Origin of the sequence: Roseivivax lentus (genome assembly GCF_900156805.1) — a bacterium.
Classification (GTDB): Bacteria; Pseudomonadota; Alphaproteobacteria; order Rhodobacterales; family Rhodobacteraceae; genus Roseivivax; species Roseivivax lentus.
Genome location: NZ_FTOQ01000008.1, coordinates 72029 through 97716 on the forward strand (window position 1 = coordinate 72029; position 25688 = coordinate 97716).

General features: G+C 62.3%; 19 protein-coding genes, 2 tRNA genes and 1 riboswitch. Of the genes, 11 read left to right on the forward strand and 10 right to left on the reverse strand.

All coding sequences use genetic code 11. The annotated features are described in order from the left end of the window. Positions 1–15: 15 nt before the first annotated feature. The 10 genes from BW990_RS13540 to BW990_RS13585 all read right to left on the reverse strand — a co-directional run bounded on the left by BW990_RS13540 (position 16) and on the right by BW990_RS13585 (position 12179). Positions 16–630, reverse strand: coding sequence for an ABC-type transport auxiliary lipoprotein family protein (locus BW990_RS13540; protein ID WP_234990260.1), 615 nt, complete (start codon positions 628–630; stop codon positions 16–18). A gap of 8 nt (positions 631–638) precedes the next feature. Beyond that, complete coding sequence (locus tag BW990_RS13545) at positions 639–2378, reverse strand: MlaD family protein (RefSeq protein WP_076448603.1); 1740 nt, start codon at positions 2376–2378, stop codon at positions 639–641. Positions 2379–2388: 10 nt separating this feature from the next. Beyond that, positions 2389–3171 carry an ABC transporter ATP-binding protein gene (locus tag BW990_RS13550; RefSeq protein WP_076448604.1) on the reverse strand — a complete coding sequence of 261 codons (783 nt, stop codon included), beginning with the start codon at positions 3169–3171 and terminating at the stop codon, positions 2389–2391. Beyond that, complete coding sequence (locus tag BW990_RS13555) at positions 3168–4295, reverse strand: ABC transporter permease (RefSeq protein ID WP_076448605.1); 1128 nt, start codon at positions 4293–4295, stop codon at positions 3168–3170. Before BW990_RS13555 ends, BW990_RS13550 begins: the two co-directional genes overlap by 4 nt. Before the next feature lie 41 nt (positions 4296–4336). Beyond that, complete coding sequence (locus tag BW990_RS13560; RefSeq protein ID WP_076448606.1) at positions 4337–5785, reverse strand: TrkH family potassium uptake protein; 1449 nt, start codon at positions 5783–5785, stop codon at positions 4337–4339. Between the two features lie 306 nt (positions 5786–6091). After that, positions 6092–7186, reverse strand: coding sequence for a GTP cyclohydrolase FolE2 (gene folE2, locus BW990_RS13565; protein ID WP_076448611.1), 1095 nt, complete (start codon positions 7184–7186; stop codon positions 6092–6094). A gap of 133 nt (positions 7187–7319) precedes the next feature. Then, positions 7320–8498 carry an O-succinylhomoserine sulfhydrylase gene (gene metZ / locus BW990_RS13570; protein WP_076448612.1) on the reverse strand — a complete coding sequence of 393 codons (1179 nt, stop codon included), beginning with the start codon at positions 8496–8498 and terminating at the stop codon, positions 7320–7322. 78 nt (positions 8499–8576) lie between these two features. Further along, positions 8577–8655, reverse strand: a riboswitch (SAM riboswitch). Positions 8656–8820: 165 nt separating this feature from the next. Beyond that, positions 8821–9042: a DUF1127 domain-containing protein gene (locus BW990_RS13575; protein ID WP_076448614.1), complete on the reverse strand. Its 222-nt coding sequence runs from the start codon at positions 9040–9042 to the stop codon at positions 8821–8823. A gap of 201 nt (positions 9043–9243) precedes the next feature. Beyond that, on the reverse strand, positions 9244–11631 hold the full coding sequence (locus BW990_RS13580) for an ATP-dependent helicase (RefSeq protein ID WP_076448616.1): 2388 nt from the start codon (positions 11629–11631) through the stop codon (positions 9244–9246). A 98-nt stretch (positions 11632–11729) separates the two neighbouring features. Next, positions 11730–12179 (reverse strand): hypothetical protein, encoded by a 450-nt coding sequence (locus BW990_RS13585; RefSeq protein ID WP_076448617.1) that lies wholly within the window; start codon positions 12177–12179, stop codon positions 11730–11732. A 402-nt stretch (positions 12180–12581) separates the two neighbouring features. Here BW990_RS13585 and BW990_RS13590 point away from each other — a divergent pair, with 402 nt between their 5' ends. The 11 genes from BW990_RS13590 to BW990_RS22545 all read left to right on the forward strand — a co-directional run bounded on the left by BW990_RS13590 (position 12582) and on the right by BW990_RS22545 (position 25685). Beyond that, positions 12582–13730: an alpha-hydroxy acid oxidase gene (locus BW990_RS13590; RefSeq protein WP_076448619.1), complete on the forward strand. Its 1149-nt coding sequence runs from the start codon at positions 12582–12584 to the stop codon at positions 13728–13730. A gap of 54 nt (positions 13731–13784) precedes the next feature. Continuing rightward, complete coding sequence (locus BW990_RS13595) at positions 13785–17234, forward strand: pyruvate carboxylase (RefSeq protein ID WP_076448621.1); 3450 nt, start codon at positions 13785–13787, stop codon at positions 17232–17234. Positions 17235–17805: 571 nt separating this feature from the next. Continuing rightward, positions 17806–18210, forward strand: a complete 405-nt coding sequence (locus BW990_RS13600; RefSeq protein ID WP_076448623.1) for a rhodanese-like domain-containing protein — start codon at positions 17806–17808, stop codon at positions 18208–18210. Next, complete coding sequence (locus tag BW990_RS13605; RefSeq protein WP_076448625.1) at positions 18210–18611, forward strand: MAPEG family protein; 402 nt, start codon at positions 18210–18212, stop codon at positions 18609–18611. The genes BW990_RS13600 and BW990_RS13605 overlap by 1 nt, the downstream gene beginning before the upstream one ends. A 94-nt stretch (positions 18612–18705) precedes the next feature. After that, positions 18706–18780: transfer RNA gene (locus BW990_RS13610), tRNA-Gly, on the forward strand. Positions 18781–19957: 1177 nt separating this feature from the next. After that, positions 19958–21109: a tyrosine-type recombinase/integrase gene (locus BW990_RS21055; protein ID WP_083950610.1), complete on the forward strand. Its 1152-nt coding sequence runs from the start codon at positions 19958–19960 to the stop codon at positions 21107–21109. Positions 21110–21295: 186 nt separating this feature from the next. Then, a tRNA-Gly gene (locus BW990_RS13620) sits at positions 21296–21370 on the forward strand. A gap of 257 nt (positions 21371–21627) precedes the next feature. Beyond that, entirely contained in the window at positions 21628–22218 is a 591-nt protein-coding gene (locus BW990_RS21440) for a hypothetical protein (protein WP_143526197.1), read from the forward strand. Positions 22219–22840: 622 nt separating this feature from the next. Beyond that, the gene (locus BW990_RS22280) at positions 22841–23740 is read left to right on the forward strand and encodes a DEAD/DEAH box helicase (protein ID WP_234990261.1); all 900 of its coding nucleotides are present in this window, start codon (positions 22841–22843) and stop codon (positions 23738–23740) included. 758 nt (positions 23741–24498) lie between these two features. After that, positions 24499–25005, forward strand: a complete 507-nt coding sequence (locus BW990_RS22285; RefSeq protein WP_268794341.1) for an ATP-binding domain-containing protein — start codon at positions 24499–24501, stop codon at positions 25003–25005. Next, on the forward strand, positions 25002–25685 hold the full coding sequence (locus tag BW990_RS22545) for a DUF2290 domain-containing protein (RefSeq protein WP_083950612.1): 684 nt from the start codon (positions 25002–25004) through the stop codon (positions 25683–25685). The genes BW990_RS22285 and BW990_RS22545 overlap by 4 nt, the downstream gene beginning before the upstream one ends. Positions 25686–25688: the final 3 nt, after the last annotated feature.

Below are 25688 nucleotides of genomic sequence, written 5' to 3' on the forward strand. Positions count from 1 at the left end.
GCCGGGCGCGCCGCCTCAGCGCAGGCCGGTCACGACCCAATCCGCGAATTCGGCCAGCAGGATATCCGAGGCCTGATCGAACCCCGCGACGATCTGTGCGTTCTCCAGCCCGGCGGTCTGCGCCTCGGCGGTGAAGGTGCGGCTGGCGAGGATCGCCACGTCCCGCTCCCGCACCAGCTGCACCGAGACGCGCAGGGTGACGATGGCGGTCTCCGTGCCGGGGACCGCGCGGCCCTGGAAGTCGATGAGGTCACTGACCACCGCCACGTCGCCCGACAGGCCCAGGGGCTCGCGGCCCACATAGGTCAGCCCGTCCGTCGCCTGCAGCGCGCGCAGCATCAGCGATTGCATCATGACCGGCACTTCCTCGCCCCAGCGCGCGCCGGGCAGGTATTGCGCCTGCAGGTCCGACGGCTTGATCATGATACGGTCGGTCATGAGCGCCCCGGTGGTGGTCGGCTCCTCGACGGTCACGTTGAGACGCAGGCGGCGCGGCGCCTCGGCGATGCTCTCGGGCGCGCGCAACTCGTAGACATCCAGCGCCTCGGTGGCCTGGGACAGCGCCGACAGGGCCGAACAACCGGGCAGCAGGATCAGCGCGACAAGTGCGAGGGGGCGAAGCAAGGGCATGACAGGGCTCATCTTCTGAATTCCGGCGTGTCGCGGTCAAGCAGAAGCCGCGTCGGGTCGCGGCTAAGTTGCCGCGCCAGGCTGTCGAGGTTGCGAATGAGGCGCCGCGTCTCCGAGGCCAGCGCGGAATATTGCGGCAGGCCCTCGCGGGCGAAGGTCGCCACGGGCGCGCCGGTCTGGGCGACCACGCGCTGCAATTCCACGAAGGTCGCCTGCGCCGCGGCGGCGGCTTCGCGCAGGTCCTGGCTCAGCGCGGGGATATCCTCGGAAACCTCCGCGATCGCGGTGTCGAAGCTGGTGATCGCGCTGCGCAGATCCTCGGTGATGGCCGCGACCTCGGTATTGATGACGCGGTCCGCACCATTGAATGCCCGCTCCGCCGCGATCAGCGTCCGGTTGCCAGTCTCGAGCGCCGCATCGACCGCCTCGAGGGTGTTGTTCGCGGTCTCGAAGGTCGTCGTGGCCGCGACAAGCGCCGCCTCGGCCTCGTCGGACAATTCCAGCACGTTCTCCGCCGTCGCGGTGGCGCTCGCGCCAACCTCGTCGATCACGCGGCGCGCCGTGGCGGTGGCGCTGCGCACATCCTCCAGCACCACCGGCAGATCCTCGCGCGCGGCCTCGGCGATTATGTCCACCACCTCGGAGGTGTCGGCCACCACGATGCGCATCTCGTCGATCAGCCACTGGCCGTCTTCCTCGAACAACAGGTCGATATTCTCGGAGGTCTCGTAGATCGAATCGGACGCTTCCTCGAAGCTCGCGATCAGCGCCGAGGTCTCGGCGATCAGCGGCCCCGCCTCCTCGAAGCGGTCTCGCGCGACGCTGCCCGCATCGTTGATCGTGGCCAGCGTCACCGACGCCTCGTCGGTCAGGACCAGCAGCTCCCGGCGCAGATCGGCGATGGCGCCCTGCAATTCGATGGTCAGCGCCGGCAGGTCGTTCGACAGGAAGCCCTGCGCGCTGTCGATGGTCCGCGTCGTCGCGTCGAGCGTGCCCTGCCCCCGCTGCAGCAGGTCCTGTCCGTCCTCGGCCAACGCAGTCACCGAATTGAGCGTGCCGTCGGCGGTCTGCAGGACGACCGACAGGTCGTCCGACAGCGTCTCCAGCGTGGTGTTGAACCGGTCGATCTGTTCGGAGAAATCCGACACCTCCGCCGTCACCGCCGAGAAATCCTCGAGCACGGTCGAGAAACTCGCCGAGGCCTCGGCGACGTTGCCGAGGATCTCGTCGACCCGGTCGCGGTTCTCGGAACTCAGCAGCGCGTTGAGGTCCTGCACTACCTCCAGCGCCTCGGAAAGCAGCTCCGGCGCGTCCTCGCTCAGCGATTGCAGCACCGACCGGCCCGCCTGGATCACCGGCACGTCCTGCTCGCTCGCGGCCTCCAGCATCGGCGCCTCGGGCGTGCCCGCGCTGATGCCCACATAGGAAACGCCGGTGACGCCCTGGCTCTCGATGGTGGCCTCGGAATCGACGCGCACCGGGGTCTCCGCGTCGATCTCGAGGCGCACCTGCACCGTGCCGTCGCGGTCGGGCGAAAGGCGGATATCGACGACCTGGCCCACCGGGAAGCCCGCAAAGCGCACGTCCGAGGCCATGGACAGCCCCGAGACGGAGGCGAAGTTCACGTCGTAATAGGCGTAGCGCTCGTCCAGCTCGACGCCCGCGAACCACAGGAAAAAGCCCAGGATTCCAACGAATCCCGCCACCGTGAAGGCGCCGATCAGAATGAAATTCGCGCGCGTCTCCATCGCCCTCGCCTTACGTCTCGCCCTTGGCGGTCAGCGCCGCCCGGGCCCGCGGCCCGTGGAAATAATCATGCACCCATGGATGATCCACGCGGCCCATCTCTTCAATCGTGCCCGAGACCAGAACGCGCTGTTCCGCCAGCACCGCGACCCGGTCGCAGACGGCGTAAAGCGTGTCGAGGTCATGGGTGACAAGGAACACCGTTAGCCCCAGCGACCGGCTAAGTCCATGGATAAGCTGGTCGAAGGCCGCGGCCCCGATGGGGTCGAGCCCCGCGGTCGGCTCGTCGAGGAACACGATATCGGGATCGAGCGCCAGCGCACGCGCCAGCCCCGCGCGCTTGCGCATGCCGCCCGAAAGCTCCGACGGGTACTTGTCGCCCGCCGACCAGGACAGCCCGACCATGGATATCTTCAGATCCGCCAGCGCCGCGCGGGTGCCCGGATCGAGATCGGGCACGTGCTTCAGCGGCACCTCGACGTTTTCCCGCACCGTGAGCGACGAGAACAGCGCGCCATCCTGGAACATCACGCCCCAGCGGTCATCGACCTTGTCGCGCGCTTCCTCCCCGCCCCGGCGCAGATCGTAGCCCAGAACCTCGATCTCGCCCGCCTGCGGCGTCTGCAGGCCCACGATGGTCTTCAGCAGCACCGACTTGCCGGTGCCCGACCCGCCGACGACGCCCAGGATCTCGCCCCGGTAGACATCGAGGTCGAGGTCGTGATGCACCACCTGCCGCCCGAACTGGTTATGGATGCCGCGCAGGCGGATGACGACGTCGCGCTCCTCGGTCATAGGCCGATCTCCGCGAAGAAGACCGAGAAGATCGCGTCCGCCACGATCACCGCGAAGATCGCCTGCACCACCGCGTTCGAGGTCTGCCGCCCGAGGCTCTCGGCGTTCGATCCGACCTGCATGCCCGCATTGCAGCCCACCACGCCGATGATGACCGCGAAGACCGGCGCCTTGATCAGGCCGACGAAGACATTGGAGACATCCGTGCCCTCGATCAGCCGCACGAGGAAGATGCCCGGCGAGATGTCGAGCACGAGGTAGGACATGATCCCGCCGCCCAGAAGGCCCATCACGTTGGCCACAAGCCCGAGGATCGGCAGCATCAGGATCAGCGCGAGGATACGCGGCACGAAAAGCGCATGGGCGGGGTCGATGCCCAGGGTCTGCATCGCGTCGATCTCCTCGCGCATCTTCATCGAGCCGATCGCGGCGGTGAAGGCCGAGGCGGTGCGGCCCGCCACGATGATCGAGGTCAGAAGGATGCCCAGCTCGCGCAGGATCGAGATCGCGATGAGGTCCACCACGAAGACCTCGGCGCCGAACTGGCGCAGCTGCGTCGCGCCCTGAAAGGCCAGCACGACGCCGATCAGGAAGGACAGAAGGCTGACGATGGGCACCGCGCGCCAACCCACATCCTCGCAATGGGCGACCAGCGCCGTGAGGTGGAACCTGCTCGGATGCCGCAGGCTCTGACCCAGCCGGTAGAGGAACATCCCGAAAGCATTCAGGAAGACGCCGCCATGCTTGCCCATATCGACCACGCGCCGCCCGATGGCGTCGAGCCGGCCGGTCAGGCCCTTCGGCCCGGTATCCTCGGGCAGATCGGGCGTGGGGATGGCCGCATCCACCCGTCGCATCAACGCCGAAAGATGCGGCGCGGCGCCCTGCGTCTCCAGCGTGAAGCCCGCCTCGGCGATCCGCGCCTCCAACCGGTCGAGCGCCCAGGCGCCCGCCGTGTCCAGCCGCTCCAGCGCCGCAAGATCGAGCAGCACCGCCCGATCCGCCGCGATGGCCGCCAGGCGCGGCTCGGCCCCGGGCAGGTCGTGCACGGTGAAGACACCCGACAGACGCACCAAGTGGTGATCGGCGGCGGTCTCGACGGTCAGGGACAGGGCGTCATTCATGTCGCGGGCCAGTGTGGGTCATTCGGAGCGGGGTGAAAAGCTCATGCACGCCAGAACCGCACGGTGAAGAGCACGAAGACCGCCATCAGCTCCAGCCTGCCCATCAGCATGGCAAGGATGAGCAGCCATTTGGCGGTGTCGTTGAGCGGCGCGAAATTGCCCGCCGGTCCGATGATCGGCCCGAGACCCGGACCGATATTGCCCAAGGCCGTCGCCGCCCCCGAAAGCGCGGTGATGAAATCGAGCCCGGTCATCCCGAGCGCCACGGCAAAGAGGCCCAGCGTGACGATGAAGAACAGAAAGAAGGTCATCACCGAGGACAACACGTCGTCGCCCACGGGCCGCCCCTCGAAGCGCGGCGTGAAGATGCCGTGCGGCGCGCGGATGCGGCCCAGCTGCGCGCGCACGGAAACCACCAGAAGCTGCCATCGGAACACCTTGATCGAACAGGCGGTCGAGCCCGCGCAGCCGCCGATCAGCCCCAGGAAGAAGAACAGCGCCACGAGGAACGGCCCCCAGAGCATGTAATCGACCGAGGCATATCCGGTGCCGGTCATGATCGAGACGATATTGAACAGCGCCTCGCGGCCCGCGCGTTCGGGATCGTGCGGAAACAGGATCAGCAGCGCCACGGTCACCACCACGCAGACCACCGCGATGATGGCGAGGAAGGCGCGCACCTGGCTGTCGCGCAGGATCGCCCGCGAATTGCCGTTCAGCATCTGCACGTAGCGCACGAAGGGCAGCCCCGCGAGGATCATGAACAGCGCCGCCACGTATTGCGCGGACCCGGTGAAGGCCCCGAAGGAGCCGTCGTAATTGGCAAATCCCCCCGTCGCCACGGTGGTCAGCGCGTGCACCGTCGCGTCGAACACATCCATCCCGCAGGCGAGGTAGGCCAGCGCGCAGCTCATCGTGATGGTGATGTAGATGGACGAGATCGACGAGGCGATCTCGGCGGCGCGCGGCAGCACCTTGCCCATCGTGTCGAACCCTTCGGAGCGGAAGATCTGCATGCCGCCGACGCGCAGTTCCGGCAGAAACACCATGGCGACGACGATGATGCCGATGCCGCCCAGCCATTGCAGCAGCCCGCGCCACAAAAGAATGCCCTTGGGCAGCTCCTCGAGCCCGCTGAACACCGTCGATCCGGTGGTGGTCAGCCCCGACATGGCCTCGAAATAGGCATCGACGAAGCGCGCCTCAGTCGCCCCCAGCACGAAGGGGATCGCGCCGAAGACCGGCAGCACCGCCCAGACCGAGGTGGTCAGCAGGAAGGTCTGTTGCAGCGACAGCCTGTCCTTCACCGCGTTCTGCGAGGCAAGCGATATCAACCCGCCCGCCAGCGTGGTCACGATGGCGCTTTCGAAGAAGACGGCCCACTCACCGCGCCCCTCGACGATATCGACCAGCATGGGCACCAGCATGGTCAGGCCGAGGCACATCACGAGCAGGCCGATGACATAGGCCACGGGGCGCAGATCGAACATGGCGCCGAGCGTTGAACCGCGCACCTCGCCAAGTCAAGAGACCGCGCCGCCGCGCCTGGACGCGCCGCTCGATCGGCGCATCCGCGCATCGCCTCCGCCGCTCCGCGCGGCGCCCTGCGCTGTTATCGGCCCCCGCAGGCCCCGCCCGGCTCAAGCTGCGGGCGGCATGCTGCCCATGCCGCTTCACCTTTCCCGAAATCCGCAAACGCGCGCTTGGCCACCGGGACCGCCGGCGGGCAGGCCGCGCAGACGAAAACGCCGCCCCCGAAGGGACGGCGCATCGTATTGCCCGGGCGCGGCCCGCGATCAGCCGACGTGAAACAGCGTCGAGAAGAGCTGCGGGTCGAGGCTTTCCTGCGCGAAAAGATCGCCCTCGGTCAGGACCGACACGGCGTCATGGCTGTGCAGACTTTCCTGATGGCTCGCCAGCACGCGGTAATCGCCAATGCGGCCGTCGCGTTGCAGCTGGTCGGCGAACAGCCGGGCCGCGTCTTCCACGAAGATCGGGTTGGCGGCGTTCAGCTCGGCGAAGGCCTGTTCGTCCTCGCGCTTGACCATGACCTGCGTCTCGGTCGGCACGGCGGCGCGGCAGAGGTCGATCAGGTCCTCGAACCACAGCACGTCCTCGCCCTTCAGCTCGACCGAGATCCGCGCGACCGAGCGCTGCGAATGCGGCGTGGCCAAGACGCCCCGCTCGCGGCGGGCATGTTCGCTCAGCTCCAGCGAGCAGGGGCAGGTCGAGGAATAGACGTAGTCGAGATGCATGACCTTGCGGCGCACGCCCTCCAGTTCCACGAGTTCCAGCGCGATGTCGTAATACTGAAAGCCCGACAGGCCCGAGCGCAGGCTATCGACCTTCACCGGGAAGCGGAGCCGCATGTTGATGCGCGCATCGAAGCTTTCGAGGTCGGTCTTGTAATCGTCGAGCGCGGCCTCGATCACCTCGAAGGAAAACGTCTTCTCGGCATGCTTGTAGAAGGACCGCATGATGCGGGACATGTTGATGCCCTTCTTGTCCGCATCGAGGCTGACCGTGCCGGTCACGCTGGTCTCCAGATGCAGATCGCCGTTGTCGCGGGTGTGATAGGCGATGGGCAGGCGGAAGTTCGAGATGCCCACATGCTGGATCGGACGGTTGGCGCCCCGGATCAGCGACGAGGGGCCGTTCTGCAGGTCGGGCAGCGTGTCCTTGTAGGCCGTATCCACGTCGAAGCCGCTGTCGTAATCGCGCGCCAGAATGGGATAGCTGTCGGCGCCGGGCAGCAGCTTCTGGACCGCCGGGTCCAGCGCCTCGATCTCGGCTTCATGGGCGCGGTCTGCCCATTGGCGCAGCACGGCCAACGCAGCCTCCGCCTCTTCGCGGCTGGGCTTGCGATCAAACTCGGGGTCGTACACGTTCATGAGGGGCACTCCGCATCCATGTGGGATAGAGATAGGGGGTCGGGGCAAATTGCCCAACTTTCCTCTCTGTTACGGGTACAACGCCCGACCGGATCATAAGGTTTCCCCATGACCGCCGGGCGCTGCCCGACCCTCACATCGCCGTGAGCGCCTGCTCGATATCCTGCGTCAGATCGTCCGCATCCTCGAGACCGACCGACAGCCGGATCAGCCCGTCGGTGATGCCGAGAACGGCCTTCATCTCTTCCGAAAGCCGTTGATGCGTGGTCGTGGCCGGATGCGTCGCGATGGTCTTCGCGTCGCCGAGATTGTTGGAGATCAGGATGATCTCCAGCGCGTTCATGAAGCGGAACGCGGCCTCCTTGCCGCCCTTCACCTCGAAGGCGATCATGGTGCCGCCCGCGCCCATCTGCCGCACCGCCAGCGCGTGCTGCGGATGGCTCTCGAGGCCCGGATAGATCACCCGGCTCAGATGCGCATTGCCGCTGAGCGCATCGGCGATCGCCGTCGCGTTCGAGGTCTGGGCGCGCACGCGCAGATCGACCGTCTCGAGGCCCTTCAGCAGCACCCAGGCGGTAAACGGGCTCATCGAGCCGCCGGTATGCTTCATGTAGGGCTCCACGACCTTGCGGATATGCTCCCGCGTGCCGAGAATGACGCCGCCCAGCGTGCGCCCCTGCCCGTCGATATGCTTGGTCGCGGAATAGATGATCACGTCGGCGCCCTGCGCCACCGCGTCCGAATAGACCGGCGTCGAGAAGACGTTGTCGACGATGACCGTGGCCCCCTTGGCATGGGCGATCTCGGCCACCGCCGCGATATCCACGAGTTCCAGCGTCGGGTTCGACATGCTTTCGAAGAACACTGCGCGGGTGTCGTCGCGCACCGCGTCGCGCCACTGGTCGAGATCGGCACCATCGACCAGCGTCACCTCCACGCCGAAGCGCGGCAGGATGTCCTCGACGATGTAGAGACACGAACCGAAAAGCGCCCGCGCCGAGACGATATGATCGCCGGCCTTCAGCATCGACATCAGCGCGCCGTTGACGGCCGCCATGCCCGAGGCCGTGGCGAACCCGTCCTCGGTGCCTTCCAGAAGCGCGATCCGCTCCTCGAACATGCGCACGGTCGGGTTGCCGTAGCGGGCATAGATGAATTCGTCCTCGCCCGCGCCGACGAAGCGCTCCTCGGCGGCCTCCGCCGACGGATAGACGAAACCCTGTGTGAGGAAGATCGCCTCGGAGAGTTCTCCGTATTGGCTGCGGCGCGTGCCGCCATGGATCAGGTTGGTGCGTGTCTTGCGCTTTGACATCTCGTTCGCTCCGTCTCGGCCCCTGTCGCGGGCACAAAAAAACCCCGTCGCGGCCAAGCGAAAGGGGTCTCCTCGGAAGGGCACTCTCGGCTGACCTCTTTAGCGGATTGTTTAACGTGGCCCGCAATCCGGTGAACAAATCGCCACGATGCGCTGCTATAAACCCGCAGCCTGCCACGCGTCAAGACAGAGGCGCGGACGCGGCCCCGGCGGCGCGGCTGCGTTTTTTTTGCAAAGACGATCCGGCAGGGCGGCGCCGTGCCCCCCTGCCCCGTGCCTGTGGTACAACCGGCGCCCGTCCCGAAAGGCGGGCGCGGGCTGCTTACATTTCGGCGGCGGCCTGACGGGCCAGACGCGGGATCTCGCTGCGGTGGAACCCCAGATCCGCAAGTTCGCGATCGTTGAGCGCGTGAAGCTCGTCGACCGTCCGCAGGTAGATCGCCCGGCGCGCACGGTGCGCGCTGTAGGCTGCGCGAAGGGTCTCGAAGCGCGCCTTGAAGCGGCCGAGGCCGCTTTGGGTCAGGTCGTTCTGTGCATAGGCCATGGGAAGCCTCCTGTGCTGTCTCGATATGAGCATGAATCGTTACAGGTGAGATAAGCGGATGCTGCGCATGCACAATCACCCGACGGGTATTGCCGCTATGCACCATCATCAAGGCTCTGAAACTGCCCGGATGTCAGAGGCTTGCGCCCGGGCGCGCCGCGGGTTCCGTCAGGGCCGCAAGAAAAGCGGGACGCGTTTCGCTCAGAACGGCACATCGTCGGCAGCGCAGACGAAGCGCGACACGACCTTTTTCGTGCCCGCCTTGTCGAAGGCCACCTCGAGCTTGTCGCCCTCGATGCCCACGATCTCGCCATAGCCGAATTTCTGGTGAAAGACCCGCTCGCCCATCACGTAGGAGGATACCGCGTCGAGGTCGATCACCTGGTGCCGGCTCTCGCGCGGCTGGCTCATCGGCCGGTCCTTCGACCGCTCCTGCAACCGTCGCCAGCCCGGCGAATTGTAGACATCGGCCCGCGCCGCGCGGTCGTGCAGGCCGCTCTGCGCATTGGCCATGATCTCGGGCGAGGCCGACGCCGCCATGCCCGCCGCCCCGTAGCCGCCGCCGTAAAGCCCCGGCGGGGTCAGCACCTCCACATGGTCCTCCGGCAGCTCGTCGATGAAGCGCGAGGGCATCTGGCTTTGCCATTGGCCAAAGACCCGCCGGTTGCCGGCGAAGGAAATCGTGCAGACCTCTTCCGCGCGCGTGATGCCCACGTAAGCCAGCCGCCGCTCCTCCTCGAGGCCCTTCAGCCCCGACTCGTCCATCGAGCGCTGCGAGGGAAAGAGCCCGTCCTCCCAGCCCGGCAGGAACACGGCAGGAAATTCCAGGCCCTTCGCCGCGTGCAGCGTCATGATCGACACCTTCGCGCCGCCATCGTCCGACTCGTTGTCCATGACGAGGCTGACATGTTCGAGGAAGCCCTGCAGATTCTCGAAGCTTTCCAGGGCCTTGACGAGTTCCTTGAGGTTCTCGAGCCGCCCCGGCGCCTCCGGCGTCTTGTCGTCCTGCCACATCCCCGTGTAGCCCGATTCGTCGAGGATGATCTCGGCCAGTTCCATGTGGGTCAGATCCGCATCGCCGGCCATCCGGCCCCAGCGCGCGATATCCTCCACCAGAACCTTGAGCGCCGCGCCCCCCTTGCCCTTGATCGCGCCCTCCTCGACCGCGATCCGCGCGCCCTCGACGAGGCTCACGCCCTTGGCCCGCGCCATCTGCTGGATGGTCTGCTGCGCCTTGTCGCCCAAGCCCCGCTTGGGGGTGTTCACGATCCGCTCGAAGGCCAGGTCGTCCTCGGGGCTGGTCACGACGCGGAAATAGGCCATCGCGTCGCGGATCTCCATGCGCTCGTAGAAGCGCGGCCCGCCGATCACCCGGTAAGGCAGCCCGATGGTCAGGAACCGGTCCTCGAAGGCGCGCATCTGGTGCGAGGCCCGCACGAGGATCGCCATCTCGTCCAGCGAATAGCCCCGCATGCCCCGCGTCCCGCGCTGCATCGCCTCGATCTCCTCGCCGACCCAGCGCGCCTCCTCGTCGCCGTCCCAATGGCCGATCAGGCGGACCTTCTCGCCCTCCTCGGCCTCGGTCCACAATTCCTTGCCGAGCCGCCCCTGGTTGCCCGCGATCACCCCCGAGGCGGCCGCGAGGATATGCGGCGTCGAGCGGTAATTCTGCTCCAGCCGGATCACATGAGCGCCCGGGAAATCCTTCTCGAAGCGCAGGATGTTGCCCACCTCGGCACCGCGCCAGCCGTAGATCGACTGGTCGTCATCCCCCACGCAGCAGATGTTCCTGTGCCCGCCCGCCAGAAGCCGCAGCCACAGGTATTGCGCCACGTTGGTGTCCTGGTACTCGTCCACCAGGATGTAGCGGAACCACCGCTGATACTGCGCCAGCACGTCGTCATGGGTCTGGAAGATCGTCACCACGTGCAGCAGCAGATCGCCGAAATCCACCGCGTTCAGCTCTTTCAGCCGCGCCTGGTACTCGGCGTAAAGCGCCGGCCCCTCGTGGTTGAAGGCCCCCGCATCGGCGGCGGGCAGCCGGTCGGGGCTCAGCGCGCGGTTCTTCCAGCCGTCGATGATGCCCGCCAGTTGCCGCGCGGGCCAACGCTTCTCGTCGATGCCGCGCGCCACGATGAGCTGCTTCATCAGCCGCACCTGGTCGTCGGTGTCGAGGATGGTGAAGTTCGACTTCAGCCCCACCAGTTCCGCATGCCGCCGCAACAGCTTCACGCAGATCGAATGGAAGGTGCCGAGCCACGGCATGCCCTCGATCGTCTGGCCCAGCATGCCGCCCACGCGGCTCTTCATCTCGCGCGCGGCCTTGTTGGTGAAGGTCACGGCGAGGATTTCGTTAGGCCGGGCGCGGCCCTGGTTCAAGAGATGCACGATTCGCGCGGTCAGCGCGCGGGTCTTGCCGGTGCCTGCCCCCGCCAGCATCAGGACCGGACCGTCCAGCGTCTCCACCGCCTGGCGTTGCGCCGGGTTCAACCCGTCGAGATAGGGCGCGCCGCGCGCCTGCATCGCCCGCGCGGCGAGGCCCGGAGTCGCCGCCGCCTCGAAGGCATCCATGTCATCGAAACTGCTCATGCGCGCGAAGATAGCCGCAAACCGGCCCGAGATAAAGCGGCGTTCGCAGAATGTTCCGCCCGGATCCCGGGACCGATCGTCTCAGCCGCGGGCCCCGATCAGACGCCGTTGCCGTCTTCCAGAAGGCTGGCGAGGTCGCACAGACCGCGCTGCGGCCCGGCCATCGGAATGTCGTGGCCCTCGGCGCGCCGCCACGGGGCCGTGGCCCGCCAGCGCTGCACGAAGGCCTCGGCGCAGCGCACGTATCCGACGCCCAGCCGCGCTGCCACAAGGCGCATCTCGTATTCGTAGCGGCCCTCGCGGCCATCCCGGTCGATCAGCACGACAAGCGGCGTCTTGCCGGTGATTTCCGCCGCGAAGAGCGCCTGGTGCAGGCTGTCGCGCGCCGAGGCCCGGTCGTCGAGGCCGATCTCGATCACGTGGCGCGCCGTCTCGCAATCGACCCGGATGCCGCGCGTGCCGCCGAGATTGGCGAAGTCGTGCCGCGCCTCGACATCGCCGCCCGACAGGAGGCTGCAGAGCAGAAGCGCGATCTGGGTTTCCATCATGGCAAGCCACCGGAGCGTTAAGGAAATCTTAACACTTCCTAACATACCGCCCCACGCCCCGCCACCGGACGGCGCGCCGCAGCCCTGTCACGACCGGACCGGAAATACCTCTCGGGGGAGCGCGAGGGGGCAGACAGCCCCCTCGCCTTGCGCGCGCCGTTGTTTCAAGAAAAACGGCGGTGGGGCAGACAGCCCCCTCGCTTTCGCGCGCCATTGTTTCAAGAAAAACGGCGGTGGGGCAGACGGCCCCCTCGCCTTCGCGCGCGCCCGCGCCGCACGAACCCGCCCTCCGACCGGCGCGGCACGCCGCGCGATGATCGGCACGATCAGCGCGCCAGACATGCGGGCCGCGGCACGCGGCCCTCCTCTGGACAAAAGACGGCGCAGGCGCACAATTGCGGCATGGACCTCGATGCCCGCTACCCCGCCATCGCCGATCTGCGCGACCGTGCCCGAGCACGCCTGCCGCGCTTCGTCTGGGATTACCTCGACAGCGCCACCGGACGCGAGACGATGCAGGGGCTCAACCGCGCCGCCCTCGACCGGCTCCGCTTCGCCCCCTCGATCCTGCATGGCGAGGTGGCCGCCGCGCTTGACACGCCGCTTCTGGGCGAGACCCATGCGCTGCCGTTCGGCGTGGCACCCGTGGGCATGTCGGGGCTCATCTGGCCCGAGGCGGAACGCCATCTCGCCCGCGCCGCCACCGCCGCGCGCCTGCCCTACACACTCTCCACCGTCGCCGCCTCCACGCCGGAAAAGATCGGCCGCCACGTGGACGGGCGCGGCTGGTACCAGCTTTATACCCCCCGCGATCCCGGGATCCGCGCCGACATGCTCGCCCGCGCCCGCGATGCGGGCTTTTCCACGCTCGTCATGACCGTCGATCTGCCCACGGCCTCGCGCCGCGAACGGCAGGTCAAGGGCGGGCTCACCCAGCCGCCGCGCCTCACCCCGCGGCTTCTCGCCCAGACCGCGCTCCGGCCCGCCTGGGCCATGGCCTGGGCGGCGCAGGGCCGCCTGCCGCGGATGGAGACGCTCGACAAGTATGCCCGCGCCGATGCCAGCCTCTCCTCGACCGCCCATATCGGCTACCAGCTCCGCGTCGGGCCGGACTGGGAGTACCTCGACGCGGTGCGCGCCCTCTGGGACGGGCCGCTCATCATCAAGGGCGTGCTGCGGCCCGAGGATGCGCCGCGTCTCGAAGCCGCGGGCGTCGACGCGATCTGGGTGTCGAACCATGCGGGCCGGCAATTCGACGGCGGCCCGCCCGCCATCGACGTGCTGCCGCGGATCCGTGCTGCGACCGAACTGCCCATCGTCTTCGACGGCGGCATCGAGGGCGGGCTCGACATCATCCGCGCCATGGCGCAGGGCGCCGATTTCGTCATGCTGGGCCGGGCCTGGCATTACGCGCTGGCCGCGCTCGGCCCCGACGGCCCCGACCACCTGATCCGCATCCTCACCGCCGATCTTGCCGCTAATTTGGGCCAATTGGGCGCGCGCCACCCTAAAGACCTGCGCGGCCATGCGCTACCCAATGCTACGAGTTGAGCGCCCCCGACCGATTGCCTAAGAAGGCGTCAGACACTCCGTGAAGGACCCTCCATGCCCGACTTCCAGAAGATCCTGATCGCCAATCGCGGCGAGATCGCCATCCGTATCATGCGCGCCGCCAACGAGATGGGAAAGAAGACCGTCGCGGTCTTCGCCGAAGAGGACAAGCTCGGGCTGCACCGCTTCAAGGCCGATGAGGCCTACCGCATCGGCGAGGGGCTGGGGCCGGTCCAGGCCTATCTCTCGATCCCAGAGATCATCCGCGTGGCCAAGCAATCCGGGGCCGATGCGATCCATCCGGGCTACGGCCTTCTGTCGGAGAACCCCGAATTCGTCGATGCCTGCGACGCCGCGGGCATCGCCTTCATCGGCCCCCGCGCCGAGACCATGCGCGCGCTCGGCGACAAGGCGAGCGCCCGGCGCGTCGCCATCGAGGCGGGCGTGCCGGTCATCCCCGCCACCGAGGTTCTGGGCGAGGACATGGACCAGATCCGCGCTGAGGCCGAAAAGATCGGCTACCCGCTCATGCTCAAGGCCTCCTGGGGCGGCGGCGGTCGCGGCATGCGCCCCATCGAGGGCCCGGACGAGCTGGAGACCAAGGTCAAGGAGGGCCGCCGCGAGGCCGAGGCGGCCTTCGGCAACGGCGAGGGCTATCTCGAGAAGATGATCACCCGCGCCCGCCACGTCGAAGTGCAGATCCTCGGCGACAAGCAGGGCAATATCTACCACCTCTTCGAGCGCGACTGCTCCGTCCAGCGCCGCAACCAGAAGGTCGTGGAACGCGCCCCCGCCCCCTATCTCTCCGCCGCCCAGCGCGAGGAGCTCTGCGAGCTTGGCCGCAAGATCTGCGCCCATGTGCAGTATGAATGCGCGGGCACCGTCGAGTTCCTGATGGATATGGAAACCGGCAAGTTCTACTTCATCGAGGTGAACCCCCGCGTGCAGGTCGAACACACGGTGACCGAGGAAGTCACCGGCATCGACATCGTGCAGGCGCAGATCGCCATCGCCGAGGGCAAGAGCCTTGCCGAGGCCACGGGCAAGGCCAGCCAATACGACATCACCCTCAACGGCCATGCGCTGCAGACCCGCATCACCACCGAGGATCCGACCAACAACTTCATCCCCGATTACGGCCGCATCACCGCCTACCGGTCCGCGACCGGCATGGGCATCCGGCTCGACGGCGGCACCGCCTATGCGGGCGGGGTCATCACGCGGTTCTACGATTCGCTTCTGGTGAAGGTCACCGCCTGGGCAGCGACGCCCGAAAAGGCGATCAAGCGGATGGACCGGGCGCTGCGCGAGTTCCGCATCCGCGGCGTCTCGACGAATATCGAGTTCGTGGAGAACCTCCTCCAGCACCCGACCTTCCTCAACAACCAATACACCACGAAATTCATCGACGAGACGCCCGAGCTCTTCGACTTCAAGCCGCGCCAGGACCGCGGCACCAAGGTGCTGACCTATATCGCGGACATCACCGTGAACGGCCATCCCGAGACCGAGGGCCGTCCGAAACCCGCCGCCGACCTGCGCCCCGCCCGCGCGCCCAAACCCAATGTCGAGACGCCCGAGCCGGGCACGCGCAACCTGCTCGAAGAGAAAGGCCCGCAGGCGGTGGCCGACTGGATGGCGGCGCAGACGCAGCTCCTGATCACCGACACCACCATGCGCGACGGCCACCAGTCGCTGCTGGCCACGCGCATGCGGTCGATCGACATGATTCAGGTCGCGCCCTCCTATGCCGCGAACCTGCCGCAGCTCTTCTCGGTCGAATGCTGGGGCGGGGCGACCTTCGACGTGGCTTACCGCTTCTTGCAGGAATGCCCCTGGCAGCGTCTGCGCGACATCCGCGCCAAGATGCCGAACCTGATGACGCAGATGCTTCTGCGCGCCTCGAACGGCGTCGGCTACACCAATTACCCAGACAACGTCGTGCAGGGCTTCGTGCACCAGGCCGCCGAGAGCGGCGTCGATGTCTTCCGCGTCTTCGACAGCCTCAACTGGGTCGAGAACATGCGCGTCGCGATGGATGCCGTGCTCGAGACCAACAAGGTCTGCGAAGGGGCCATCTGCTATACCGGCGACATCAACGATCCCGACCGCGCCAAGTACGACCTCAAGTATTATGTCGAGATGGGCAAGGCGCTGCGCGACGCGGGCGCGCATATCCTCGGGCTGAAGGACATGGCGGGCCTCTTGAAACCCGCCGCCGCCGGCCCGCTCATCCGCGCCCTCAAGGACGAGGTGGGCCTGCCCATCCACTTCCACACCCACGACACGTCGGGGGCCGCCATCGCGACGGTCATGGCCGCCGCCGAAGCGGGCGTCGACGCGGTCGATGCGGCGATGGACGCGCTGTCGGGCAATACCTCGCAGCCGACCCTCGGCTCCATCGTCGAGGCGATGCGCTTCACCCCGCGCGAGACCGGCCTCGATATCGAGGCGATCCGCGAGATCTCCAATTACTGGGAGGCGGTGCGCGGCAATTACGCGGCCTTCGAATCCTCGCTGCAGGCCCCCGCCTCCGAGGTCTACCTGCACGAGATGCCGGGCGGGCAGTTCACCAACCTCAAGGCACAGGCCCGGTCGATGGGCCTCGAGGAGCGCTGGCACGAGGTGGCCCACACCTATGCGGACGTGAACAAGATGTTCGGCGATATCGTGAAGGTCACGCCGTCCTCGAAGGTGGTGGGCGACATGGCGCTGATGATGGTCAGCCAGAACCTCACCCGCGCCGATGTGGAGGACCCCAAGCGCGACATCTCCTTCCCCGATTCGGTGATCGACATGATGCGCGGCAATCTCGGCCAGCCCCCGGGCGGCTGGCCCAAGGACCTGCAGAAGCGCATCCTGAAGAACGAAAAGCCCTTCACCGACCGGCCCGGAAAGCATCTCGAGCCCGTCGATTTCGACGCCAAGCGCGCCGAGCTGTCCGCGAAATTCGAGGATGCGGAGTTTGATGGCGAGGACCTGAACGCCTACCTGATGTATCCCAAGGTCTTCACCGACTATTTCACGCGCCACCAGCAATACGGGCCGGTGCGCACCCTGCCCACGAAGACCTTCTTCTACGGCATGCAGCCCGGCGAGGAGATCACCGCCGAGATCGACCCTGGAAAGACGCTGGAGATCCGCCTCATCACCATCGGCGAGCCGCAGGAAAACGGCGAGCGGCGGGTGTTCTTCGAGCTGAACGGCCAGCCCCGCTCGGTGCGCGTCGCGGACCGCAAGGCGACGGGCGGCAAGGCGGCCGCGCCCAAGGCCGAGATGGGCAACCCCAACCATGTCGGCGCGCCGATGCCGGGCGTCGTGGCCTCGGTCGCCGTGGAGGCGGGCAAATCGGTGAAGAAGGGCGACCTGTTGCTGACCATCGAGGCGATGAAGATGGAAACCGGCCTGCACGCCGAGCACGACGCGGTGGTCAAGGCCGTACATGCCACGCCGGGCGGCCAGATCGACGCGAAGGACCTGCTGGTGGAATACGAGGCGGAGTGAGAGGCACCGCGTCCGGCCACCTGATCCGTCTTCCGACAGGGTCTGGCTGAAAGCGCCAACCCAACCCGCCGGGCCGGAGGCCTGCGCCCTTCCCGCCGGCGCACTCCTTCCGCCTGCGGCCCGGCGGGGCTTTGGCGCGGCAACGCGCCAGGCAGCCTTCGCGTCGTCCCTTCGAAGGCTGCGAAACGCTCCCGTCACACAAGCACCCCAGCCACACGCCTGCCCGCGGGATGGCGCTGCAACCGGCGCACGCAGGCGCTTTATCCCCGCCAGATCACCGCGCAGAGAGAACGATGCGTCCCCGGCACCAAAACACCAGCCCGCCACGCCAAAGGCGTGTCACTTCCAATCGGCGCACCTCTGGTGCGACGGAGCGGGCAGGCGCTGGCGCGGCGGCTGCACGCAGCCTCGATTCCGCGCCCGGCCATCGACCCGAGCGGCACAGGACCTCGACACGGACCAATCGCCCCGAAGACGCCGCCCAGCCGCGCCGCGGCCCTTGCCTTCCCGCACACGCCGCGCCTAGGCTCTGGCCGACACAGCCTCTCAGCCAGACAAGGCCGCCGCATCCATGAGCAAGCTCGAAATCTCCGCCGCCGACCTGGTCGCCGAGGCGCGCAGCCAGATCCCCGAGGTCACCACCGAAGAGGCGCTGGCCATGGCGCACGACCCCGATGTCGTCATCGTCGATATCCGCGACATCCGCGAACGCGCCAAGACCGGGTTCATCCCCGGATCGCTCCATGCGCCGCGCGGCATGCTGGAATTCTGGGTCGATCCCGACAGCCCCTACCACAAGCCCGAATTTGCCCAGGACGGCAAACGCTATGTCTTCCACTGCGCCAGCGGATGGCGCTCGGCCCTCGCGGTGTTCCAGCTGCAGAAGATGGGCTTCGAGGCCGCGCATATGAAAGACGGCTTCAACGACTGGGTCGCCAAGGGTGGCGCCGTCGAAAAAGACGACCGGTCGCGCTGATGGACGGGTCGACAAGCCTCGCGATCACCGCGATTTATGGCGGCCTTCTGGGGCTGTTGTTCCTCGCCCTCACCGCGGGCGTCATCCTGCGGCGCGGGCAGACCGGCACGGGCATGGGCGATGGCGGCGACCGTCTGCTCGCACGGCGCGTCCGGGCCCATGGCAACTTCGCCGAATTCGCGCCCTTGGGCCTCGTGCTCATGCTGCTGACCGAGCTGATGGGCGCGCCGCGCGAGGCGCTGCACCTCGCGGGCGGGCTCCTGCTCGTGGGCCGCGCGATGCACGGGCTGGCGCTCTCGCGCGAGACGCCGTCGGTCTTCCTGCGCTCGGGCGGGATGGTGCTGACGATCCTCTCGGTCGGCTCCACCTCCGTCGCGCTCATCGCCCACAGCCTGTGGTGAGACCGGCCGCGGGCCGAGAATCCCGGCCGTCGGCGCGATTTTCCCCTTGCAGCAGGTCGCGCGATTTTCTACATCCCCGCTACTCGATTGGTAAGCGGGCGTAGCTCAGGGGTAGAGCATTACCTTGCCAAGGTAAGGGTCGGGCGTTCGAATCGCCTCGCCCGCTCCAATTGTTTAGAAAAATCAAAGACTTACGTTGATCCCAGCCAGTAGCTGAGCAGAATCTTGTTCCAATGGAACAGATTATTGCGCCTAAACTTGACTTTGCACAACATTCGCAAAATTTGAGAACCTGAAAAAATTAACAAAAACAGGCGCTTACAGGCTTGCGAGTATTACTTTTCCGATTCGCAGTGAGTAATTTGCGGGCGCGCGCCGTAGAATCCGCGACTGAAGCGCGACGGGCTCCCTCCCCACTGATGCCAGCGAATTTATGAGTATTACTTTCCCGAAGCGCGGTAAGTAGTTTGCACGAGCTCCGTTGAATCTGAGACTGAAGCGCGGTCGGCCCTGTCTCTACTGATTCCAGCGACACTCGAAATCTCGCCGATGCCGAGTGCGTTGAAGGGGTTTACGAGTGAGATGCGGATATGAATTTCGGTGGCTAAAATTTCTTGCCTGAACCGGGGAAGTAATCCGCGGGGCATTCATCATCACTGCGGACAACCGGGAGATCATCTCCCGGCGGACTGTGTTGAATGCCGGTAACAGCGGATAAGGCATCCGCGACCTGATGAGAGCGCCGTAGAACAGAGTTTCGGAAGCTACAGAGCCCCGCACACAGTACAGATGCTGAGCGACGTCGGCTCATGTTGCGTCGCCAAGGGGCCGCGAATCTGCGCTCGCCAAATCGGCCTCAGTCCATGCTACACCGCCGTGAGGAACCTCGAGACAGCCGAATAGCGGAGGCGCTCATGTGGACATCATAGCGCGACTACGTCGACGTCACGCCAGGTCCTGAAGCTGTCCAGTCCTTGAATTGATCGCAGGGTGGTTCGAAGGCTACAACGACCACCACCCGCACTCGTAGCCGAAGATGCGCTGGCCTCTCGAGTTCCCCGCAGCTCAAACCGCAACAGCCGGAGCGTCCGGCAGAACGGGAGCAAGACCATCCGCCTAACCGCATGTGTTTGCGAAGTGAAACGCTCGAAGCAAAGCTTTGAAAAACGCCAGTTTCTAGTTCGATCAACTTCTGTCTAAGATTCGCTAGCACGACTGAGAATCGCGAGCCGTTGAGCTAAAGCGCACTCAACTAAGATGCATGAATCTATGTCACTGAGACTTACCTTGCTATTGCAATACTCTGGTGCTGAGATTGGTTATAGTCCGGCCTCAGAAGGGCGCTTATGGTATTGCAGCATACGTCAGATAATACTCCCTACCTTAGAAGGAAGCCAAGCGGCATCTATGAGATTGTTTGGTATCAAGATGGGGTGCGCAAGCGGAGAACCACCGGACTTCGTGACATCTCCATGGCAAAGTTCGCATTGCCGCAAATCTTGGAAAATACTACACAGCACCGCCTAGGACGAAATCCGAACTTGTCACAGTTGATTGACGTCTTCCTGCGTCATCAACGACGCTGGAAGACGAAGCAGCAGCACGCGACAATGACTTGCGCCCTTAACCTGGTTGCTGATCGGATGGGTCGTGTGCCGATAGGAATTTTTGGGCAACACCACGTAGACCAGTTTACCGCGATCATGAAGATAGAAGTACCTCCAAACCGTTCGGAGGGTTTCTACTCAACTTCAACAATACGCAAGGCGCTAGTGATGCTTCGCGCATGCCTCAACGACGCGGCAGCACGTCGTTACATTGCAAGAGCCCCAACATTTCGAATTCGCCTGTCTGATGCGCCTGCACGCAATGAATTTTTATCTCCCAAGGACGTCGAACGATTACTGAATAGCTGTCGCCCAAGCCATGGGCACAGTGACTTTCGCAGTGTGCCGCATAGCCATGTTCAAAACCGGGAGCACCTTGAGGGTTTCGTTTTAATCGCAGTGACCACTGGAGCACGCAAACAAGCTATTCTGGATCTTCGCTGGAGCGGAGTTCATCTTTCTTCGCCAACAGTCGGTGGCGTGGCGAACTCCCGCACAGGAGAGGCTGACTGGATAGATTTTGGCCAATCTATTGGAAATAAAAGAAGGCCCAAAATTTCTATTTCGCACAATTCCCGTCTGCTTGCGTGGTTACATGAACGCGCGAGCTCAGCCCTTCCAGATGATCAAGTAATTCAATACCATGGTCGCCCGGTATCTAACATTACGAAAGGCCTTTTGTCGCTTTACAAAGATGCAGGCTTAAGTCGTCCAAGCGCCCCTGCGCACATCTTTAAGCATACTGCTATCACCTGGATGATGCAGGCAAACGTACCCATAGCTTCCATCGCGGCAATGACCAACACTTCGGAAGCCGTTCTGACTAGGGTGTACGGTCATCACTCCGCTGATTTCAGACACCAACTTTCTGGGCTCAACATATCGCTGTGACGAGATTTTTGCCTGCATCTGTAGCAAACGCCCGCTTATATGCGCCCGGACGCCCAACACGGATCCGGTACAAATATTTGTTTTTAAACATATTATTCACGATTCCAGGTCATTCAAGCCCACCCCACGTCGCCGCAAAATTTTGGGTTGAACACGATCGAAAACGACGATAGGCAATCAGTCGTCGCGGGCGTAGCTCAGGGGTAGAGCGTCACCTTGCCAAGGTGGATGTCGTGAGTTCGAATCTCATCGCCCGCTCCAAACACGCACATCTCTTGAGTTAACGGAGCACCACGCTTCGAATCCGTGATGGGTTGGATCGACCCGCTCATCGGATGCCACTCCTTGTGCAAGTCAAGCTCCGATTAGCTGGTGTTTTTAAAATCCATGACAAGACGCTTACACCGATTATCTCGACGTATTCGGAAATTTTTTACTTGCTTTGAAACAAAAATATAAATCACATACCCTTCAAGCTAAAACATGACACTTATCACCCGTAACCACATTCTTTCCACATGAATGAACTCAAGAAATCCAAAGAAGGCTCAGAAAACTCTTCTGAAGCTCCCGCACCGGTCCTTGGCTTATCAGCTGCGCAGTGGACCATGCTCAGTAACGTGATTACCGTATTCTCCAGCCTAGGCATTCTGATAGCAATTATTGGAGTAACGCTAGCTTATCGAGAGCAAAAATCTAATGAGGATTTTCGTGAGTTAAAAGAGACCCTGGAACTTATCTCTCAGTGGGAGGAACAAGAAGTCTCACTCCAATTTGAAGCGCTGACACAATTGATTTCTGAAAAATTAACACCGGCAATACAAGCGCGCCCTAGGATATCAGAAGAAAGCTTTGATTTTGCGGTAATGCAAATTATTTCGCAACACGCATCCACTCCTGACGCAGAGATAAAGCTAAGACAGATCAATCGTTTTTTTAATCGACTGGGTCTTTGTGTCGCAGCTTCAGTCTGCGACGCTGATTTCGCAATTAATCACTTCCGGTCCGAGATCGAAACGTGGCAAATACTGTATTCTGCGACCGAAAATACAACGAACTACTCATTTGGGACTGGCGTACCTTATCTTTTCTCATTGATAGAGCCTTAACCTTAGTTAAGGCTCCTATTCGTGAGGACATAAACTCCATTGATTCCACCCTCTAAGATATAATTTCAAGCTACCTGCAATCAACAAAAAGGATAACTGATAATCCAACCAAGGAACTTGCCAGGATTTTTGTTCGCCATAACACCAGAACCTTGATACCTTTCTTGCTTTGCCTATTCCCAAGCTCGGACTACTTTATTTTGTAGAGCGTATTCCTCTACGGTCTCCATGCAGGACGACAGACGGCTGTAAATCATTGCTCGAAACTTACCGTGTCATATCAAATCTCAGAGGCCTTTGCCCGCCGATCGCTTCCATAATCCGCACAGGGTACATCGAGTTGTTTGGGAGGATTAGGCACCCCGAAGAGCGAACCACTTCATACGTGTAGATAAGGGGGCACTCAAGACGCGCCAATACATCGGGGACACCCAAAATTTAGAACAAACCTTTTATAAGGTCGCTTGATAACCGAAGAACGCTAGCTCAAACTTTTCTCTCTGCTACCACTGGCTGCGCCTACAAGAGAGAGCTAGTGTGGGTAGCAACGCTTAGCTGTGATACGAGAGGCCATGCTTCTCTCGTTTGCGAAGCGATTTTGTAGCATTCGAAAGGAGAGAGCATGCTGGACATCGTGTTTGGGTCAGCAGGACAAAGCCCTGCAGAAACCAGTCTTCGCGAGGTCTTGTCCAGCGCTAATCTCGACGGAACATTGTACTTTGCTTATCCGCTGTTCGACAGCGCAGACGGTCAAGTGAGCGCTGACGCTCTCCTGATCACCCGAGAACATGGTCTCGTACTTTTTGACCTCACACCTCATCCGCGAGGCGACCAAGAATCGGACGCCTGGATAGAGGAGCTCCTAGACCGGCAAGACGAGATTTTTCGGAATATCAGTTCGAAGCTTTTCGATAACAAAAATCTCGTCAAGCGCCGAGATCTAGTCCTAGAACCTCAAATTGTTACATACTTTGCAGAAGATCCAGAGATAAGTGAAGATGATATAATTTTCGCAACTCCGGAAACGTTAGTGCAGCTTATTGGCAGCTTTCCATCTCTCCTCGAGGAGCATGAGCGCGCTCTAAACGCCACAATTCAGCGCGTCACGACAATCAAGCCGAACAATAAGCGCTTGAATGTTGATAAGGAAGATTCGCTTGGAGCAGTCTTAAAGAAGATTGAAGCCGGAGTAGCAAATCTTGATTCTTGGCAGAAAAAGTCTGCGATTGCTTATCCTGAAGGGCCACAGAGGATTCGAGGCCTCGCTGGCTCTGGAAAGACAATCGTCCTAGCTTTAAAGGCTGCATATCTTCATGCTCGCCATCCCGATTGGAATATAGCGGTTACGTATTACAGTAGGTCTCTGCAGCAGCAATTTAAAGATTTGGTTCGCCGTTTATGTACGAAACCAAGAAAGATGAGCCTGATTGGAGTAAGATTCATATTTTTCATTGCTGGGGCAGTCGATCAGAACCAGGCTTTTATTCTCGAGTGGCGCGTGCGTATGACGTTGAGCCACTAACTTGGAAGGCTGCTGATCAGAAGTACGGCAGAGAAAGCTTCGATGGAGCCTGCAGCGAGCTCCTTAAAATAATAGAAGGTCAAGAAGAGCACAAGGTACTCTACGACGCCCTTCTTATCGATGAAGCTCAAGACCTTCCAGTATCATTCTTCAGGATTGCATATTCTGCTTGTGCCTCACCAAAGCGTATTGTTTGGGCCTATGATGAATTGCAAAATCTCGGTGAATATAGCATGCCATCTCCCGAAGCGCTTTTTGGTGAAAATCATAATGGTCAGCCACTAGTTCAATTGCGTAAAGATCCTAACCGCCCCCCTCAAGATATTGTGTTGCCCGTATGTTATCGGAATACACCTTGGGCTCTCACGGTCGCTCACGGCCTCGGCTTTGGGATTGCGAGGGAAGCTCCACAGGGTTCGGCTTCAGGGTTAGTGCAAATTTTTGATGAACCAGAGCTTTGGGATGATATTGGATATGAAGTCTCAAGCGGGAATCTGGCACTAGGCGCGCACGTGACTCTAAAACGTAAAGCGGAGTGCTCGCCGGTGTTTTTCACGGACCCTGATAAGGCATTAATCAATAGAGATGATGCCGTCGCCTTCCAAAGCTTCGCCGACGTAGAAGAGCAGGCGGATTGGGTCGCAGATCAAATTGAGAAAAACCTGCTCGAGGATGAACTTCTCGCGCGCGATATTTTAATTATTTTGCCCGACGCATATACGTCGAAGAGGCAATTTTCTTTTATTTATAAGGCATTAATGGAGCGGGGAATTCAATCCCATCTGGCTGGCGTTAACTCCAGCCGAGATGAAATCTTTGTAAACGATAGCATCGCTGTCACGCACATATACCGCGCGAAAGGCAACGAAGCAGCGATGGTTTACGTACTAAATGCGGATCACTGTTTCAGCGGCTTAGAACTTTCTAAAAAACGCAATACATTATTTACCGCAATCACTCGCTCTCGTGCCTGGGTACGTGTCTGTGGAGTAGGTCAAGCACAGGAACGCCTTACTGAAGAATTCCGAAAAATTCGTGACAAAGGTTTTGTTCTTGAATTCGACTACCCAAATGCAGCAGAAATTAAGAAGATGCGTCGAATTCATCGGGACCGCTCTGAGGCCGAACAAAAGCAAATCAATAGAAGTGTCTCGGATTTTTCAAGTATTGTTGCGCAGATTGACAGCGGCGAATTGTCGCCTGATGCTTTGCCCGATGAGTTACTTGAAGCACTGTCGCGAATTGTACCTAGGGATCATAAATGACGGCCGTTCTATTCGCTAGAACCTTAGATGAGTTTTGTGCAACATGTCTCCGAGAGGGGCTGGCGATAAATATTTCGTCTCACGTAGTGCGTAAAGTTGGCTCAGGGAGATACTCAGTAAAATGGACGCCGCTGCGGTCACGCGAGTTCAGACGGGTTCCAGATCTTGATCTTCAAGAATACTTGGAATGCTTACGCTGTGGTGATTTCTCACTCCTACTGGCGGATGGAGGCCTATTACAGGTCGCAGCTAATTTCGAAAGAAATGAGATTGTCGAAAGTCGATACTACTACATCCCCTGTCCAATTGAATTTGATCTAGCTGAACTCAATGCTGGAGGCGAACTATACCCCCTAGAGGACTTCATTGACGAACTCACAACCGACGAATTGAAGGCAAGACTACGTATACGTGCACCGTTCAGGTTCGAACTTGATCCTGCGCAGGAGGATTTGATGCACCCAAAAAATCATGTACATGTCGGACCTTCAACGTCTCGTATTCCTGTAGCCCTTTCGGTTTGTTGGAATGCTTTTTCTCGTTTTATCTTTAAAAATTTCTATCCTGAGGACTTTCCCAGGGTCGAGAGAATGCTTCAACATCCCGTTCCATATCGGAACAATACTCTATCGGACGAGGACGCCTATGAGCTGCACATGTCATTCAGAGTATCGGAATAATAT

Excerpts from the sequence above, each read along its gene's own strand:
- BW990_RS13540 (WP_234990260.1), bottom strand. The coding sequence starts at position 630 with ATGCCCTTGCTTCGCCCCCTCGCACTTGTCGCGCTGATCCTGCTGCCC.
- BW990_RS13545 (WP_076448603.1), bottom strand. The coding sequence starts at position 2,378 with ATGGAGACGCGCGCGAATTTCATTCTGATCGGCGCCTTCACGGTGGCG.
- BW990_RS13550 (WP_076448604.1), bottom strand. The coding sequence starts at position 3,171 with ATGACCGAGGAGCGCGACGTCGTCATCCGCCTGCGCGGCATCCATAAC.
- BW990_RS13555 (WP_076448605.1), bottom strand. The coding sequence starts at position 4,295 with ATGAATGACGCCCTGTCCCTGACCGTCGAGACCGCCGCCGATCACCAC.
- BW990_RS13560 (WP_076448606.1), bottom strand. The coding sequence starts at position 5,785 with ATGTTCGATCTGCGCCCCGTGGCCTATGTCATCGGCCTGCTCGTGATG.
- folE2 (WP_076448611.1), bottom strand. The coding sequence starts at position 7,186 with ATGAACGTGTACGACCCCGAGTTTGATCGCAAGCCCAGCCGCGAAGAG.
- metZ (WP_076448612.1), bottom strand. The coding sequence starts at position 8,498 with ATGTCAAAGCGCAAGACACGCACCAACCTGATCCATGGCGGCACGCGC.
- BW990_RS13575 (WP_076448614.1), bottom strand. The coding sequence starts at position 9,042 with ATGGCCTATGCACAGAACGACCTGACCCAAAGCGGCCTCGGCCGCTTC.
- BW990_RS13580 (WP_076448616.1), bottom strand. The coding sequence starts at position 11,631 with ATGAGCAGTTTCGATGACATGGATGCCTTCGAGGCGGCGGCGACTCCG.
- BW990_RS13585 (WP_076448617.1), bottom strand. The coding sequence starts at position 12,179 with ATGATGGAAACCCAGATCGCGCTTCTGCTCTGCAGCCTCCTGTCGGGC.
- BW990_RS13590 (WP_076448619.1), top strand. The coding sequence starts at position 12,582 with ATGGACCTCGATGCCCGCTACCCCGCCATCGCCGATCTGCGCGACCGT.
- BW990_RS13595 (WP_076448621.1), top strand. The coding sequence starts at position 13,785 with ATGCCCGACTTCCAGAAGATCCTGATCGCCAATCGCGGCGAGATCGCC.
- BW990_RS13600 (WP_076448623.1), top strand. The coding sequence starts at position 17,806 with ATGAGCAAGCTCGAAATCTCCGCCGCCGACCTGGTCGCCGAGGCGCGC.
- BW990_RS13605 (WP_076448625.1), top strand. The coding sequence starts at position 18,210 with ATGGACGGGTCGACAAGCCTCGCGATCACCGCGATTTATGGCGGCCTT.
- BW990_RS21055 (WP_083950610.1), top strand. The coding sequence starts at position 19,958 with ATGGTATTGCAGCATACGTCAGATAATACTCCCTACCTTAGAAGGAAG.
- BW990_RS21440 (WP_143526197.1), top strand. The coding sequence starts at position 21,628 with ATGAATGAACTCAAGAAATCCAAAGAAGGCTCAGAAAACTCTTCTGAA.
- BW990_RS22280 (WP_234990261.1), top strand. The coding sequence starts at position 22,841 with ATGCTGGACATCGTGTTTGGGTCAGCAGGACAAAGCCCTGCAGAAACC.
- BW990_RS22285 (WP_268794341.1), top strand. The coding sequence starts at position 24,499 with ATGGAGCGGGGAATTCAATCCCATCTGGCTGGCGTTAACTCCAGCCGA.
- BW990_RS22545 (WP_083950612.1), top strand. The coding sequence starts at position 25,002 with ATGACGGCCGTTCTATTCGCTAGAACCTTAGATGAGTTTTGTGCAACA.